The 15,924-nt window shown below is 46.2% G+C and carries 15 protein-coding genes and 1 pseudogene; 5 read left to right on the forward strand and 11 right to left on the reverse strand.

The window, feature by feature from the left end:
• Positions 1-130: 130 nt before the first annotated feature.
• From MKX74_RS27505 to MKX74_RS27525, 5 genes and pseudogenes are all read right to left on the reverse strand, one after another.
• Positions 131-1,584: pseudogene (locus MKX74_RS27505) on the reverse strand (MDR family MFS transporter).
• A gap of 140 nt (positions 1,585-1,724) precedes the next feature.
• Positions 1,725-2,195, reverse strand: coding sequence for a DinB family protein (locus MKX74_RS27510; RefSeq protein ID WP_341180450.1), 471 nt, complete (start codon positions 2,193-2,195; stop codon positions 1,725-1,727).
• A gap of 78 nt (positions 2,196-2,273) precedes the next feature.
• Entirely contained in the window at positions 2,274-2,669 is a 396-nt protein-coding gene (locus MKX74_RS27515) for an Rrf2 family transcriptional regulator (protein WP_341180451.1), read from the reverse strand.
• Positions 2,670-2,915: 246 nt separating this feature from the next.
• A complete protein-coding gene (locus MKX74_RS27520; RefSeq protein ID WP_028591438.1) occupies positions 2,916-3,152 on the reverse strand; it encodes a DUF6953 family protein in 237 nt (78 codons plus the stop codon).
• 254 nt (positions 3,153-3,406) lie between these two features.
• A complete protein-coding gene (locus tag MKX74_RS27525) occupies positions 3,407-4,093 on the reverse strand; it encodes an NAD(P)-dependent oxidoreductase (RefSeq protein ID WP_341180452.1) in 687 nt (228 codons plus the stop codon).
• Between the two features lie 205 nt (positions 4,094-4,298).
• Between MKX74_RS27525 and MKX74_RS27530 the strand changes: the two genes are divergently transcribed.
• Positions 4,299-4,874, forward strand: a complete 576-nt coding sequence (locus MKX74_RS27530) for a TetR/AcrR family transcriptional regulator (RefSeq protein ID WP_341180453.1) — start codon at positions 4,299-4,301, stop codon at positions 4,872-4,874.
• A gap of 218 nt (positions 4,875-5,092) precedes the next feature.
• Here MKX74_RS27530 and MKX74_RS27535 read toward each other — a convergent pair whose 3' ends face one another.
• Positions 5,093-5,638, reverse strand: a complete 546-nt coding sequence (locus MKX74_RS27535) for a helix-turn-helix domain-containing protein (RefSeq protein WP_341180454.1) — start codon at positions 5,636-5,638, stop codon at positions 5,093-5,095.
• 336 nt (positions 5,639-5,974) lie between these two features.
• Here MKX74_RS27535 and MKX74_RS27540 point away from each other — a divergent pair, with 336 nt between their 5' ends.
• The 4 genes from MKX74_RS27540 to MKX74_RS27555 are packed head-to-tail and all read left to right on the forward strand — an operon-like array spanning position 5,975 to position 9,264.
• Positions 5,975-6,871, forward strand: coding sequence for an MBL fold metallo-hydrolase (locus tag MKX74_RS27540; protein ID WP_341180455.1), 897 nt, complete (start codon positions 5,975-5,977; stop codon positions 6,869-6,871).
• A 39-nt stretch (positions 6,872-6,910) separates the two neighbouring features.
• Positions 6,911-7,909, forward strand: coding sequence for an alpha/beta hydrolase (locus MKX74_RS27545; protein ID WP_341180456.1), 999 nt, complete (start codon positions 6,911-6,913; stop codon positions 7,907-7,909).
• Between the two features lie 30 nt (positions 7,910-7,939).
• On the forward strand, positions 7,940-8,320 hold the full coding sequence (locus MKX74_RS27550; protein WP_133569230.1) for a Rid family detoxifying hydrolase: 381 nt from the start codon (positions 7,940-7,942) through the stop codon (positions 8,318-8,320).
• Positions 8,321-8,364: 44 nt separating this feature from the next.
• The gene (locus tag MKX74_RS27555; RefSeq protein ID WP_445667296.1) at positions 8,365-9,264 is read left to right on the forward strand and encodes a DMT family transporter; all 900 of its coding nucleotides are present in this window, start codon (positions 8,365-8,367) and stop codon (positions 9,262-9,264) included.
• Between the two features lie 118 nt (positions 9,265-9,382).
• On the opposite strand, the gene MKX74_RS27560 is transcribed toward MKX74_RS27555, so the two are convergent.
• The 5 genes from MKX74_RS27560 to MKX74_RS27580 form a co-directional block, all read right to left on the reverse strand.
• Entirely contained in the window at positions 9,383-9,580 is a 198-nt protein-coding gene (locus MKX74_RS27560; protein WP_341180457.1) for a hypothetical protein, read from the reverse strand.
• Between the two features lie 59 nt (positions 9,581-9,639).
• Positions 9,640-11,421, reverse strand: a complete 1,782-nt coding sequence (locus tag MKX74_RS27565) for an ABC transporter ATP-binding protein (protein ID WP_341180458.1) — start codon at positions 11,419-11,421, stop codon at positions 9,640-9,642.
• 185 nt (positions 11,422-11,606) lie between these two features.
• Complete coding sequence (locus MKX74_RS27570; protein WP_341180459.1) at positions 11,607-14,198, reverse strand: ABC transporter permease; 2,592 nt, start codon at positions 14,196-14,198, stop codon at positions 11,607-11,609.
• A complete protein-coding gene (locus tag MKX74_RS27575; protein ID WP_341180460.1) occupies positions 14,195-14,878 on the reverse strand; it encodes an ABC transporter ATP-binding protein in 684 nt (227 codons plus the stop codon). The genes MKX74_RS27570 and MKX74_RS27575 overlap by 4 nt, the downstream gene beginning before the upstream one ends.
• 89 nt (positions 14,879-14,967) lie before the next feature.
• Positions 14,968-15,906 carry a VanZ family protein gene (locus MKX74_RS27580; protein WP_341180461.1) on the reverse strand — a complete coding sequence of 313 codons (939 nt, stop codon included), beginning with the start codon at positions 15,904-15,906 and terminating at the stop codon, positions 14,968-14,970.
• Positions 15,907-15,924 lie beyond the last annotated feature (18 nt).

Consider the following 15,924-nt stretch of genomic DNA (forward strand, 5'->3'; position numbering starts at 1 on the left):
GCACCCCCTAGAAATTCATCGGTTAAACCAAGGGGTTTTTCCAATGTCTATTCTAAGGGGTGCACTTCAAGAGTAAGAAGGGCCTTGTTATACTGCATTTATTTTTGCTCAACATTTCAAGCAGTAAGGGCTATTTCTGCCCCGGTATGTACACATGTCGCATGAATAGAGAGATGGCGAAGCCTACAATCGCAACAACAAGAGCAGCATCAAAAACATGTTGTATACCTGTTGTCATCGCAAGCGCTATGTTGGCTGAATCCGACTGACCTGCCGCCTGCTTCAGAAAGTTACTCATGCCCACAGACATGATACTTATCGCAACAGCGGTGCCGATCGCCCCCGCCACCTGTTGGACGGTATTCATAATTGCACTACCGTGCGGGTACAGTGCAGGAGGTAACTGATTCAGACCGTTCGCCTGCGAGGGCATCCAGACCATGGAGATCCCGATCATCAAAAGGGTATGAAGTAGAATGATCTGTGCTATTGCTGTCGTTGTCGTAATGTCTGAGAGAAGCCAGAGCACGACCGATATTAGGACCATGCCAGCCGGGACAACCCATCTCGGCCTAAATGTGTCGAATATTTGCCCATAATCGGTTGAGTGATGGCATTTACAATCCCCCCGGTTAACAACACAAGACCTGCAGAGAAAGCATTAAGGCCAAGACCTCTAATCAGATACAAGGGCAACATGATCATGGCTGCCATCATTACCATGACGACAATCATCAGCATAACCGTGCCCACCGAGAACATGGGCTGCTTGAATGCTCTCAAATCCATCATCGGTTGCTTCATTCGCAATTGACGTACTGCAAATGCCAATATCGCCACGATGCCAACAATTAACGGAATCACAACCTGCGGCGCTCCAAGTCCTCCTTCTCCTTCCCTGGCACTGCTAAAAGCGAATACAATTCCGCCAAAGCCAAGCGTGGATAAGATCAGCGAATAGATATCTATTTTCGGTTTGGTAATGGTCGATATATTTTGTATATAACGCATGCCAAACAGAAGAGAGAACGCCAGAATGGGCAAGGTTAACCCGAAAATCCAGTTCCAGCTAAGCTGCTCGATCAGCAGACCGGAAATGGTAGGTCCGACAGCAGGAGCAACTACAAGGACAAGCCCGATCAGCCCATAGGTCGTCCCTCTCCTCTCAGGTGGAACAATGACAAGCACGGTGTGGAACATTAATGGTAACATGAGCGCTACCCCTGCGGCTTGGATGACCCGCGCAATCATGAGCAATTCAAACCCTGGAGAGACAGTCGCCACCGCTGTGCCGAGTAAAGCCAATAGGAGTGAAGCTGTGAACAATTGTCTAGTTGAGAACCATTGAAGGAACAACCCGGATACAGGCACCAAGATGCCGAGGGTCAGTAAGTAACCGGTTGTCAACCATTGTGCTGTTGCAGCGGTGATTTGAAACTGGTTGATTAAATCACTGAGTACTACGTTCAGAGCCGTTTCGTTAAATATTCCAATAAATCCGCTTAATAATAGAGATACCATGATGGGAACCACTTTATATTTCTGTACCCTATCACGCTGTTCTTCTGTTGCCACTGCTTGCATCTTTTTCTCACTCTCCCAGATGGATTTATAATTAGATACTTTAAAGATATTTGTTATCTTTAATAAAGTTAAAAAAACATTATATTCTTGTCTATAACACCTCCTGTCGAATCGAACATGCTTGAACATGCTTGGTATCACTAGGCTTTAGCGAGATTCATTTTCGGCGGGGGATACCCGAGCATTCTGCCCATTTTTACAATTTGCCCTCTATGATGAAATTCGTGCGTGATGGTGTGCGTAAATAGCCATAATTCGCTGGCCTCTACGCTGTCATTCTGTCCAGATGCTTGATTGGAAGGCTCCCATTTGTCTTTATAATCATTTAGAAATTCATACACAAGGGCGTCGATTGTTTTAAATACCTCGCGCATTTTCTCCACATTGCCGATGGACTCTGGTTTTACTTTGGGAAGTGACTTACCAAGTGCGCGATTCCCCAACCATACTCGATAACAATCGGCGACATGAGCATGCAGACTGCGAATAGAAGCTCCACCCAGGGCTTCAACTTCTGTAACATAATCAGCGGGAGATAAAGTCTCGCAATACCGGAACAATGATTCCCTTGTGCGCTGGATCAGTTCATACTGGCTTTTGTATACATTCATTTTCTCGGCCCCCTTATTATTAAACCCTTTAAAGATATATATTGTCCTTAATTGTCCTAAAAAATATATGTTCTATATCTAGATATTCATACCGCGCGCAAGATCTGACATCTTCTGATTTCTTAAATGCTCTTCCATCTTCTCTTCTGCTGATAGCACCACTTTTTGAATCGGACAGCCTGCTCCATGTTCAAAGCTGCAATCGAATAAGGAAGCCGAGCCTTCAATGGCTTGTATAATATCAAGAAACGAAATGTTCTCCCAATCTCGTTTAAGTCGATATCCGCCGTGTACCCCTGTTGTCGATTCAATCATGCCCGCCTTCACCAACTTGGTCAGTATTTTGGATAAATACGTTGGAGACACACTTTGTCGCTCTGCTAGCTGCTGTACACCAATAGCTTTTTGTGGAGTCGCCACAGCAAGAAAGAGCATGGTATGGAGAGCATAATCGGTGGCCTTGGAGTATTTCATCTCTAATCACCTCTATTACAGATTCTGCATATCTATAATAGCTAGTATACCCCTTTTCGTCAACATACAATGTGTTAAAAGAAATAAACCCTCAATTACTTCCTCTATATTGGCCCAAAGTCTGGTCCCATAACCCGAGAATGAGAAAAAGGATGTCTCGCCGTCGCTTAGGACCTTGAGGCACCCTCTGTGGAGTAGTTGATTTGAATGCCGCGTTATACACGGTAATACACCGTAATAAGCGTCTTAGGTCCAAGCCCACATGAAGCTATCGCGGTCCCAGGCAACTCTGCCGCCGTGGAGCTTGCGGAAAGCCTTCTTCACCTCTTTGGACAGCGATGCATTTCCATTTTCATTCACGAATACGAATTGCTCACCGAAGTTGGTCTTCACATATTCAATCGCATCGGTCTGATACAGCGTACCCGTGAACCTGATTTCCTTGACCATCCATTCCGCCACCTCTTGTGCGGTTATTTCCATGGATCTTGCTCCTTCCTTCAGCACGTACAATGACTGTTTCCGACTCATAATATTCAGACAATCCTATTCATCATACTTTCTTTGGGGGTGTTCGTCTATTCACTGATGGCCCAATCTCAAAGAACATAAGATTAGATGGTAATTGGCGATGACTGTTACGAACAGCAAAATAAAAGCGATTTTGTATCTCAAATCACACAAAGGGTGGATTTCACCGGTGGATGCGGGCTTAACTACCACCATACATCAATATGTCACCGGCCAACATTAACGATTTTCCTGATCCATGTTGGCTCACTCGTCGCGGCCCGCACAAGGCAGTCGGCACAGTCTTCGAAGGACAGCGTCCGGAACGGAGCGATGCGTGCTAATGGACCTGCTGTATAGTTCAGAGTGGCCGCCCCGTAATTCATTCCCGGCGGTCGTACAATGACCCAATCCAGGTTACTCCGCTCAACCGCATGCTCGGCAATTGTCTTATCCTTGACCGCCTTCGAGAAGATGCGGCGATGAATGCCTATCGCCCACCGATTGCTTGTGGTAAACTCCTTCCCGTCGCTCAAGCCAATGCCGCTTTGCATGACGAAGCGCTTAACTCCATTACGCTGACAGGCCGCAAGAATATTTGGGATTCCCTCCGACATGACGGTACCCGGTGAGAAGTTTGCTGCAATAGCATTCAGGATTCCCTTAGCCACAGCCGTATCCAGCGAGAAGTTGCTGGTTGGACCTATGCAGCTGATTACCGCATCTGTACCAGTAATAGCTTTGACCATACTAGGAGTGTCGAATACATCTCCCTGCTGGATGATAAGCCGCTCTGAGGGAGTAATGACTTCCGGCCGACGAGCCACGGCTACAACCTCATATCCCAATTCAAGTGCCCGCTCCATCACTTTCCTCCCAGTGGTCCCTGTTGCTCCAATAATCGCAATTTTCATTGAAATGTTCCCCTTTGACTGGTGACATGATTGACTTCACACTTATGCATGCACTAAATTGCACAATAGTGCATTAAGAAACAACTATGTATAATTGTATGCAGAAATAGAAAGTCTACAATTCTTAAAAAGGCAGGTTCCGCGCATTAGTTCACAAATCCTTTAGAATTGTGCAATTACTTTGAGATAGGCTGGTGATTCTCCATTGTTAAAGATGGATCGAAGGATTCGAAAAACCCAAGAAGCCATAAAAATGGCTGTTATTGAACTAATGATTACAAAAAATTTCGATCAGATTACAATACAAGATATTTCCGACAAAGCAGATGTTAGCCGAAGAACGATCTATCTTCACTACATGGACAAATTTGACCTGTTGGACAAGCTCATTGAAGAACATATTGAAGAGATGTGTGAACTTTGCAATTCGGTAGACCCTGACGCGGATTATAGAGATATGGGGTTGTTATGGTTCGAGTATTTTGAAAGTCATCACTTATTCTTCTCGGCATTGCTAGCGAGTAAGGGGGGCCTTTTTTTTCGCAATCGATTCCTTGAATTTTTTCTCCAGGAGTTAGAGAAGGAGGCTATCATGTCCAAAGGGGGTAACAAGGGATCATCAGACGGTATGAATGTTGATATTCAATTCCTGGGATCAGCCATCGTAGGGGTAGTAGAATGGTGGTTTAAGAATGGAAGGCCTCACCCTCCTACCTTTATGGCATGGCGGGTGGGCGCTTTGCTTGAACGGAATCTCGAAGCTGATCGTCCGCTTGCATGAAGAGACTTCTACCAAACAAACGCCCAAGACAGCACTCGCTGTAACATGTAAAACAGTCCCCCATAACGCTGAGCCTCGGTGAATCATGGAATGTCTCAATATGATGCGCGATTAAATCACATACATACGAAAATATCCGATCGACAGACTCTCCACCTAAATCATAGGTCAAAGCCAACCAAGCCCCCTCTTCTCTTCATGATCCGTTAATGACTTAATCAAAAAGTAGGCGGCGTAGCAACTGCTATGAGCAGCGTTTCACCTTCCCAGATGTTCTTATAGCTATGAGGGATTCTGGCATCATAATAGATGCTATCCCCTTCTTCGAGCGTATAACGTTCATTGCCGAGCACAAACTCCAATCGCCCGGAATGAACAAATAGGAATTCCTCGCCATCGCTATGGCCAACGCCGATATCGCCGTAAGCAGCTCCTTCTTCCAACACTCCCCATATCGGTCCCATTCGGTTGCTGCTTCCTTGACTGAGCGCGTACCAGGTAATACGAGATCCCTCAGAATGCACTAAAGGCTTGCGCTCATTTTTCCTAACGACAAGGCTTCGCTTCTCCTCACCGAACAAATCGGAAAAATTCACGTTTAATGCATTTGCTATGCGCTTCAGAACACTGATCGACGGATTCGCCTTATCGCGTTCAATTTCACTGAGAAAAGATAAGGATACAGAGGCTGCTTGAGCTACCTTCTTGAGCGTTAACTTCTGTTTTTTTCGCGTGCTTCGAATGGCTTCGCCGATCGAATTCATATGCAAGCCTCCTGACATTCCGATGTAATTACGCTATCAGCGAAATTTATAGCTTTATAATAGGGGTAAATCCGAGCAATATCAAGCCCCTTCACCAGAGCGGGATTACGGTGTAAAAACGTTGATTTGGCGCTATTATTGGACTAATATTTAATCAAGGTTAACGAACGAATTTTACCCGGGTATTTGACATCGTTCATCTCAACAGAATTTTTTTCATTTTCAGCGAAATTTTCTAAGAATTACGAGACACTAATTACATGATGGCAACGAAAAGCCGTTCCTTGTAATTCAGATTCATAAAAATATGTCAGAAGGACGAAAGGGGCAAAGAGAATGACTACTAACATTCCCAAGGTCTATCAAGTAGGTGATGTTACCGTTACACGTGTTACGGAAATGATGCTTGACGGTATTCCACCAGAGGTGTATTTTGCGGGATCATGGGACCCCAAGTTCCTGGAGGAGAATCGGGACTCTCTTCCGGCTGGCCTGATCGATGGCAGTTCTCAGCTTATCGTTAGCATTGGAACCTGGGTGGTGAAGACCCCGAAGCATACGATCCTTATCGATACGGCTACAGGAAATAATAAAAGCTTGCCTTTAAATCCGGACCTCGCCAATCTCCAGCTCCCTTATCTGGAGCGGTTGAAAGAGGCCGGAGTAACACCAGAGGAAGTCGATTACGTCCTGCTGACGCATCTGCATGTCGACCATGTCGGTTGGAACACGAAGCTCATTGATGGAAAATGGGTACCGACGTTCCCACATGCAAAATACGTATTCCCCCTTGCGGAGCAGCAATATTACTCAAGTAAGGCCAGCCACAACAAAGCAAACGAAGCCAACTTTAACGTTTATGAAGAAAGTGTATTGCCTGTTGTTGAAGCCGGCTTAACGCAGACAATTAACCCTGAGGGCGGGGAATTTCTGGATATGTTCACATTCATTCCGACGCCCGGCCATAGTATCGGCCAAATGTCCATCCGTCTTCACACTGGCGGAGAAGAAGCTTTATTTGGCGCCGATGTGATGCACCATCCGTTCCAGGTGTTTAACCCTGAATGGAACTCCATGTACTGCGAATTTGCCGATCAAGCCCGAGCCTCACGACGACGGGTACTGGAGGACATCGCAGATCGTCCAGTCATTTATTTTAGCACGCATTTTCCAGAAAGCGCGGCAGGGTACGTGACTCGAAGCGGAGACGGATACAAGTGGGACTTTATTTAATACGACCTGACACCAACACAATCGAAAGGCGCTGAGCTTATGACAACCCCTAGTTTTCTTCCTGATGTACATATCGTAACCGAAGACCTTCGTATCCCAAGTGATACACCCGGCATCGAACTTTATGTGCGAAATAAACGGCCCGCTTCCATGAACACCTTCTCTAATGAAAAAACAATCGTGATGGTTCATGGCGCTACTTATCCCATTGGCAGTCTGTACGATGTGGAGCTGGATGGCTTCACTTTTCTGGACTATCTCGCCAGCCATGGATATGACGTGTACGCTGTGGACGTCCGCGGCTACGGCGGCTCGACAAGACCACCTGAGATGGAGCAGCCTGCTGACCTGAATCCACCGCTTGTCCGTACGGAAACAGGAGTCCGGGATTTGGGCACAGCTGTGGACTATGTTCTGAAGCACCGGAATTTAACGAAGGTGAATGTCCTGGGCATGTCTTGGGGTGGAACGGTTGCGGGGGCTTATACCAGTCAAAACAACGATAAGGTAACCAAGCTTACGCTTGTGGCTCCACAATGGCTGAGCTCCAAACCGATTCCGATCGATACTGGGGGTCCGCTTGGTTCGTATCGCCTTGTGGCTGCTGGCAGCACGAAGGAACGCTGGCTAAGTGCGGCGCCAGAGCATAAACGTGGTGATTTGATTCCAGAGGGCTGGTTTGAGCAATGGGTCCAAGCCACGCTGGCTTCCGATCCAGGAAGCCTAACCGATCATCCTGAGCATATTCGGGCGACCAATGGTCCGATCCTCGATATCCGTGAATACTGGACGGTGGGCAAAGCTTTCTATGACCCTAAGGAGATCACCGTTCCCGTCCTTCTTGTGCATGCCGAGTGGGATATTGATGTGCCCCTTGAATTAGCCCAAAATTTCTTCACTTCCCTGACGGGAGCTGCCTATCGCCGCTGGGTCGAAATCGGGGAAGGGACGCACATGGTTTTACTGGAGAAAAACAGACTTCAGGCTTTCCAAGCCATACGCGGCTTCTTGGATGAAGTGTACGCACCTGCCAAATAAGATGTCACTGCAAGAGAGGAATGTAAAACAATGAGCCATATTGCCATAACCACAACAAAGGCACCGTCAGCTATCGGTCCCTATTCGCAAGCCATCGCTTTAGAAAATGCGGTCTATACGTCGGGCATGCTGCCGATTGATGCCGAAGGAAAGCTGAAAGAAGGCATCGTTGACCAGACCCATCAAATCTTAAATAACCTGCAAGCCGTCTTAGCTGAAGCAGGATTGTCTTTAGAAGACGTTATAAAAACCACCGTTTTCATGACGGATTTAGAGCAATTCCAGCAGATGAACGAGGTGTACAGCCAATACTTCAGCGATCATTACCCTGCCAGAACAACCGTGGAAGTGTCTAGACTTCCAAGAGACGCCAAGATTGAAATAGAGCTTATCGCAATCAAGCGCATTTAAATATGCTCCATTATTCGTATTTCTGTGAAAGAAGGCGCATCTGATTGCGAACGTATTGGCTTCTCTTGTTGTGCGCAACCCTTTACGGGAGCAATTTCGTCTTAGGCTCGCTGCTACTGCAGGCATTTCCCGCCCTACATCTGTCGGCATACCGGCTTATGGTGTCGTCCGTGTTCCTGCTTGTGTATTTGGTTGCCACCCGGCGCGTAATGAAGATTACGCTCCGTGACTCCGTGTATCTGGTGCCATTTGTTCTGATCGGGATGCTGCTGCATCAAGTTTCTTTCTTTACAGGGCTTCGGACAACGGACGCAACGACGGCCTCGCTCATCTTGTCGTTAGCTCCGATTTTTACAGCGCTGTTTGCTCGCTTATTTTTGAAAGAGACGTTAACGAAACGCATGGCGGCAGGCTCGATGGTCGCCCTTGCTGGTGTCTTCTTCGTGGTTGGACCTGGCGGAAGCAAGGGCATAGCCATTACCGAAGGCGTCTGGACCATGTTTATATGCATGCTGGCATTTTCGGGATCTATGATCCTCATGAGAAAGCTGACGGAACGTATGGATGCGTTGGTCGCAACGGTGTATACGACAGTCTTGGGCTGCGTTTTGGTATACCCGATGGCGGTCTGGAGCGAGCCTCACGTACAGGTCCAGCCCGGTTTCTGGTGGTGGGTTCTCCTAATCGGATCGGCGCTGCTTATTCAGGGCTTATGCGCGGTCATCTGGAATGCGCAGATCCGCAAGGTAGGGGCGGCTAAAGCATCGCTGTTTCTGAATTTACAGCCGTTTGTTGCCATGGTTCTAGGTTATATCACGCTTGGCACCCCGATTTCCTTAACGCAAGTGGCAGGCTCTGTTCTCATCATTTGCGGCGTAGTTCTAGCCACCGTGCAGGGACAGCGAGCAAGGAAAACACACCAATTCTCCCCTGTGGAGAGATAATGGCCTACGTGGCAATCGAGGCTAAAGTAGAAGATTGAGGATGTACGACCAAACCAAAGGAGCGCTTTTGATCATGGCTCCTTTGGGTTTTATAATAGCAATGATGGAACGACGAAGTCTACTGCTCTGATCTTCTTTTTCTTCCCCCGTTAAAATATAGCTTCAGAACCTCCTGGTTCGCACGGGATCTCTGGTCCTTCTTGACTGTTCGACGATTCTTCAGCTTCGCTTCAAACGCAGGACTGTTGCGTGCGATCGCTTCTTTAGTAGGGTCGCTTCTCTTCGGAATCTCGAACCCTAACCTACGAATCATCATCACGCTGCTCAGCCAAATATCCTCTGTTGGTTAAGGTCCAGCTGAAGGATATGTTCGAGTTAAGCCCTCATACCTTGAAACTGCTTGTGTGCCCAAGCCGTATAAGAAGGATGTGTCTGGAGCAATTCTTCATGTGTTCCAGTTCCTGTAACTTGACCATACTCAAAAACTATAATTTGATCTGCATGAACAACGGTCGATAATCTATGTGCGATGACAATGGTTGTACGATCCTGCATCAAAAATTGAAGCGCCTTTTGGACCTCATGCTCCGAGTCACTGTCCAAGCTAGCAGTTGCTTCATCTAACAGCAAAATATCCGGTTCTCGCAGCAAAGCACGAGCAATTGCTATACGCTGGCGCTGCCCGCCTGATAGCTGAATTCCTCTCTCTCCTACTTCTGTTTCATACTTTCTTGGCAAGGCCTCAATGAAATCATGGGCATAGGCAAGTCGTGCTACATTCATGATCTCCTCTTCACTTACTTCGTGTTCCCGCCCATAGATAATATTATCTCGAATGGTACCTGCTATGAGGGAGTTATCTTGTGACACATAACCAATTTTCTTACGCCAATCATGAAGAGCAAAGGAATCAATCGCCGCACCGCCCCAATGTATTCTGCCGGTATCTGGTTCGTAAAATCTCTCGATCAGTGAAAAGATCGTTGTCTTCCCACTTCCGCTAGGACCCACAAAGGCCGTTACTTTACGATCCGGTATAGTAAAAGTGGCATTCAGCAAAATGGGTTTATCCTCTTCATAACCAAAACGAACCTCGCGGAATTCCAAGATGCTATGCTTGTCTGGTACCACATACTCTTTGTTATCCGTTTCTTGAGGCTGCTCCAGGATGAGTCTTAGTCTCTCCGTTGAGCCCATTACCTTTTTCAAATTCGAAAAAAATGTTCCAAACTGTTCAAAAGGAATCATTATTTGAAACAAAAGCAAAATATACGATACAAGCTTCCCTGCACTAAGAGCACCAGAGGAAACACGCACCCCGCCGTAACCAATAATGACGACCAGCAGCACAATCATGATCAACGTCATCAATGGCATCAGCACAGCATTGATCCGAGCTTCTTTCATTTCTGATTGATATAAATCGTCCATGTTAGCTGCGCCATTTCTCCATTCCTTTCGCTCGGAATTAGAGGCCTTAACCAGCCTCATTTCTCCAATGACTTGAGACAGTGTCGAGGACAGTGCTGCCAAATGCGCTTGTAGTTGCATCGAGATCTTGTATATCTTATTGCCCATGGGCATCAATACGGCTAAGCTAACAGGTAGAACCAGCAATATGATTAACGTCATTTGCCAATCCAAATAAAACAACATCGCCAATGCTCCAATAAATGTAATGGAGTTGGATATAAATTGGATTAAATGATTGGTAATGAGCGATTTAATCTCATTTGTATCGTTTGCCACACGACTCATAAGATCTGCAGAACGGTTGCGATCGAAGAAACGCATCGGCAAATAAAGCATCTTTTCCCAAAGCTGTTTACGCAATTGATTGACCATTCTACTTCCGACATACGCCAATAGATAATACGAAAATCCACTCGATACGGCTTGCAAAATAAAGATTAAAACAAGCTGTATAATCATAGTGGCATCTAATAATTCCAAACGAAATTGATCAATCATATTTCCGGTAACGATCGGAACAACTAATCCTGACAATGAACTGACAATGCTTAGAATAAGGGCTATACCTAAAAACACCTTAGGAACCCCAGTGGAAAATAACACCTTGGCCAAATACTGTAGCCCGGTTTTATTTACAGGTCTGTCACCCTCACTGTTATTGGTGTATCCGTCATGTATGCTCATAACGACTCCTTATTATATTTTCTTAAATTTTACACTTGATACCATTAAAAGGAAAGAGGCACGATTAGCATCAGAAGAGGAGGATGGATGAATCATAAAAGAATATACTCGTTGCTGATGACGGAGTTAGAGAAAAAGAATTGAAAAAGGGGCTGGCACAACCAGTCCCTTTCTCCGTCTCCGTATCATATATTCTCTTGCTTTAATGCATCAATAATATTTTCCTTTTTTACTTTCGCGCCGGAATAAACAATCGCGGAACTGACAATGACAAATACGGCGACAATGACAAACAGAATACTCATCCAAGGGAGGTTGAACCCGTAGCTAAATTTGTTCCCAAATGCTCTATAGATCAGAACCATCGCGGCGAAACTAACAGGAAGCCCGAACAACAGCGACTTGATTCCATAAAAAATACTTTCATAGTTCATCATTTTCGCAAAGCCTTTTGGCGTCATGCCTACGGATTTCAGCATCGCAAACTCTCGTTTGCGAAGAGCCAACCCCGTCGAGATCGTATTAAAAATGTTCGCAATGGAAATCGCAGAAATTAATACGATAAAACCGTAAGAAAAGACGGTCATCAATAAAACCTGTTGTTCTTCGCTTTTTCTGGATTGATATACATTATAGACATTCAGATGGGTCTCATGCATCTCTTCAATTTCCTGCTGCGTTCTCATCGGTTCCATGCTTTTCAAATGGAGGTACGTCGAGGCGTTAGCTAGGTCCTCGTCGCCTGCCAGTCGATTCATGACGCGTTCCGACACGATCATATTTAACCCGCCTACACCTATCTGGTTCATCCCCATAGGGGCTTGATCCGTCAATGCGGCAAATATCACTTTGTCTGCCTTTGTTTCTTCCCCATTCTCTTTATAGAAGTTCGTTAGCTCGATACTTTGGCCGACATTCGTATATATGGCCTTCGTCTGAATATATTTCCCCGTGCCCATATCTTTGTAATGAATCGTATCCATCACGATCACGGCGGGATGATCCGGATCCGTAAGCTGTTCGTAATCTACGCCAACCACTTTGGCATAGGCTTGCAAACTCGAATCGTTCAATGCATGAATTTTAATATCGTAAGGGTATTTCCCGTCTTGCAGCATACTCTTATCCTGCTTAACCGTCTCTTGCAATTCATCAGCGATGCTCGCTGCATCGACCCAAGCGTTCTTATTTAACTCGTGAATCACGTTGTATTCCGTGACGCCATCCAGAGATACAATCGATTGCATCAACCGGTCATCTATTCTTTTTCCATTGCTGTACGACACCTCAATATCGTAATCGACGCCTTCCCGCGACAATTCCAGGGATTGTGTCATGCCTGCCGTAAAAAACGATACTGTCAAAAATAAAACGATGCTGATGACAAGCGAAAAAAGAATAGCATGATATCTCCGTTTGTTCCTTTTTAAGTTTTTCAGTCCGATTTCTGCTTCGATCCCAAAGAGCCTACGAATGATCTTCGACGTTCTCACAGCTTTTGCTGTAAGCTTTACGTCGGTAGTTTGGCGAATCGCGTCCATAGCAGATACCTTGGATGCCTTGATTGCTGGGAGATACGTCGAAACGAAAATCGTCAGCATTGAAACAAGACAAGCTATCAAGAGTGAAAGCGGCGTGACGATGAGCCTCAGCTTTTCACTGGTCCATAATGACCCTTCAATCATCGTGTTCATGAACCAAAAGGTGATCCCAATTCCGGCAAGGCTACATAGGATGCCAATGGGAATGCTGATCAAGCCAATGACGAACCCTTCAAAAAGTACTGAATTTCGCTTCTGCCTTTTCGTTGCCCCCACGCTCGCGAGCATCCCTAAATGCCGGGAACGTTCCGAGACAGATATCGCAAAAGCGTTATAGATGAGCGAAACTGAGCCAATCATAATAACCGCCATAATGATCGCCGATAATGAAAACATCATGCTGGATGAAGCTCCGCTGCTGGACAAGCCATAATAATGAAGCAAATCATTATTGTATTGGACGGTTTCAATTTGGTTTTTCTCAGCCAGCTCCTCCGCATGCGCGAACAAGAACGGATTGACTCGCTGCAAAACCACCGACGCATCGACTCGATCGTTTCCCCCAATGATATGATCATCGACATAGCTAATGACCGTATAACCCGGGGCCCAAGCCGTTTCCCATACGGGACGCTTGATGAAGCCTACCACCGTATAATCCCTTACCTTGATATGCTGCAACGTTTCGGTCAAAGTGCCATCTTCCCTCCGCAGCGGTTCGGTCTGATCCAGGGGATGATCGCCCCCTTGTTCGAATCGTTCGCCGACGCGAAGGGTTAGATGATCGCCGATTTCATACTTCACTTTGGCGTTCGTTGCAAGAGGCTCGGAGATAACAACTTCCTTGTCCGTATGCGGAAGACGCCCCTTGCTTAGTTCAATCTGAAATTGTGCGAAACCTAACGCATCATATTCCTTGATGAACAAGTACGGCTTATTGGGATTTTGCCCCCCTTCTAATAGGGCATAGCCAAGGTCTCTTGTGATCGCAACGGTTTTGGTTGCGTCATCGCCCTGTATCGCCGCAAGCTGTTCTTTAGTTACATCTTGATATTGGACATGCCACTCCCCTGTATCCGCGGTGGTTTGTCTGATCATTAAATCCGAAAAGGAAAAAACAAGCGTAGCGACAGCGGTCACCATGGCAACTGAAATGATGACGCCGAGGATGGTTACAAGCGTTCGTCTCTTGTTCTGCTTCAGATGCCGGATGGTTAATGTATTGACAATATTCATCGCCTGATCACCTCGTCCTTGGCAACCCTCCCGTCTTCAATCGAAATGATCCTGTCGGCTTGCAAGGCGATCCGTTCGTCATGCGTGATCACGATCAGCGTCTGATGATAGGTCTTATTCAGCATTTTTAATAAGTCGATGATCTCGCTGCTATTCTTGCTATCCAGATTCCCGGTCGGTTCATCGGCCAGCATGATCGCAGGATTGCCGATGAGCGCTCTGCCGATCGAGACACGTTGTTGCTGTCCGCCGGATAGCTGATTCGGCAGATGGTTTAATCGATGCTGCAAATTCAACGTATTCACAAGGCTATCTAATTGCTTTTGATCTACCTTTTGTTGATCCAGCAAGAGAGGTAGCGTAATATTCTCTTCCACCGTCAGGACGGGAATCAGATTGAAGAACTGGTAGATCAGGCCGATTTGCCTGCGCCTGAAGATGGCCAGCTGCGTTTCGTTCAAGGCATACATGTCCGTATCCTGCACATATACTTTCCCGCCAGTCGGCCGATCCACGCCGCCCAGCATATGAAGGAGCGTCGATTTCCCCGATCCGGACGGGCCGATAATCGCGACGAATTCGCCTTTTGGGACTGAAAAGGAAACATCATCAAGCGCCTTCACCGCCGATTCGCCTGTGCCGTATATTTTAGACAGATGCTCAATTTTTAAAATTTCCATTGTTATACCCCCTAAAAGTTTTGTGAGCGTTACTTCTTGAATCAACCTCGTACAAAACTCACTTCGGAAGCATGGGCTCTCCTAAATACTTAATTCCAGGTATATACCATCGCTCTATATCCAACATCCCAAAGGGTTTCATTCCCCTCCATAGTTATCGTAAGCTCATTTGCCTGGGGGAGATAAATGATCCTCATATCCGGCTCATGGAGTTGATCTTCTGCGGATACGGACAGGAACTCCTGCCCGTCGACGGTAACCTTGATGCTGCCCTGGAAATCCTTCTGATCGGGAATTCCATAATTCAAGCTAAGATACAACTCCCCCTTATTGCCGAACGTATACGTGTACGTTTCCTTCTCTTTACCTTCGATGCTATACACATTATATTGGGGTTCCACGTCTTGACCGCCAATCTTAAGACTGGACGGTTTGGTTCCCGTTAATGGATTTCCGGTACTATCCATCAATTCATTTATCGCCACAAAGGGGCCAATTTCTTTGGTGAACACTTGGTCAAGCGTCCCGAAGACCCCCCACACGCCGAGCATCAAAACAATGCCATAAATGCCCGTAGAGGCAATATTTCTCCAGTTGCTTTTTGTGCGAAAGCCAAGTTTGTACGCCCCGAATCCGACGGCTGCACCCAATGAGTTCTGTATGACGTCGTTCATGTCAAAGCTACCAAGGAAAGTTAGTGCCTGAATGGTCTCCAACACGAGAATGGACAAGATGAACAAGGTCATGAAACGAGCAAAGCTGGTTCGATATAACAACGGAATTAATATGCCAAAGGGGATGAAGGCTGCGATGTTCCCGAAATCCACAACATCCATCAGCGTAGGATGTAACAGATCGGATAGACCTGGCAGCCTAAAAAAACTGTTCGGTAAAAAAATAAAGGTGTACTCCGTGATTTGATCCACCTTACCCGCTCTACCGAAGGCAAAAAACAAAAAATAAAGAATCAAAAGAGTATAGAATATAGTAATTGCAAAAATAATCTTGCGCTGTTGCTTCAAATGCATGGTCTTACCTCCATCGTT

The sequence above is a fragment of the Paenibacillus sp. FSL K6-1230 genome, assembly GCF_038002385.1.
GTDB lineage: Bacteria > Bacillota > Bacilli > Paenibacillales > Paenibacillaceae > Paenibacillus > Paenibacillus massiliensis.

Coding starts and splice junctions, on each gene's coding strand:
- MKX74_RS27575 (WP_341180460.1), bottom strand. CDS start 14,878: ATGGAAATTTTAAAAATTGAGCATCTGTCTAAAATATACGGCACAGGC.
- MKX74_RS27540 (WP_341180455.1), top strand. CDS start 5,975: ATGACTACTAACATTCCCAAGGTCTATCAAGTAGGTGATGTTACCGTT.
- MKX74_RS27580 (WP_341180461.1), bottom strand. CDS start 15,906: ATGCATTTGAAGCAACAGCGCAAGATTATTTTTGCAATTACTATATTC.
- MKX74_RS27520 (WP_028591438.1), bottom strand. CDS start 3,152: ATGGAAATAACCGCACAAGAGGTGGCGGAATGGATGGTCAAGGAAATC.
- MKX74_RS27510 (WP_341180450.1), bottom strand. CDS start 2,195: ATGAATGTATACAAAAGCCAGTATGAACTGATCCAGCGCACAAGGGAA.
- MKX74_RS27565 (WP_341180458.1), bottom strand. CDS start 11,421: ATGAGCATACATGACGGATACACCAATAACAGTGAGGGTGACAGACCT.
- MKX74_RS27515 (WP_341180451.1), bottom strand. CDS start 2,669: ATGAAATACTCCAAGGCCACCGATTATGCTCTCCATACCATGCTCTTT.
- MKX74_RS27545 (WP_341180456.1), top strand. CDS start 6,911: ATGACAACCCCTAGTTTTCTTCCTGATGTACATATCGTAACCGAAGAC.
- MKX74_RS27560 (WP_341180457.1), bottom strand. CDS start 9,580: ATGATGATTCGTAGGTTAGGGTTCGAGATTCCGAAGAGAAGCGACCCT.
- MKX74_RS27535 (WP_341180454.1), bottom strand. CDS start 5,638: ATGAATTCGATCGGCGAAGCCATTCGAAGCACGCGAAAAAAACAGAAG.
- MKX74_RS27525 (WP_341180452.1), bottom strand. CDS start 4,093: ATGAAAATTGCGATTATTGGAGCAACAGGGACCACTGGGAGGAAAGTG.
- MKX74_RS27570 (WP_341180459.1), bottom strand. CDS start 14,198: ATGAATATTGTCAATACATTAACCATCCGGCATCTGAAGCAGAACAAG.
- MKX74_RS27550 (WP_133569230.1), top strand. CDS start 7,940: ATGAGCCATATTGCCATAACCACAACAAAGGCACCGTCAGCTATCGGT.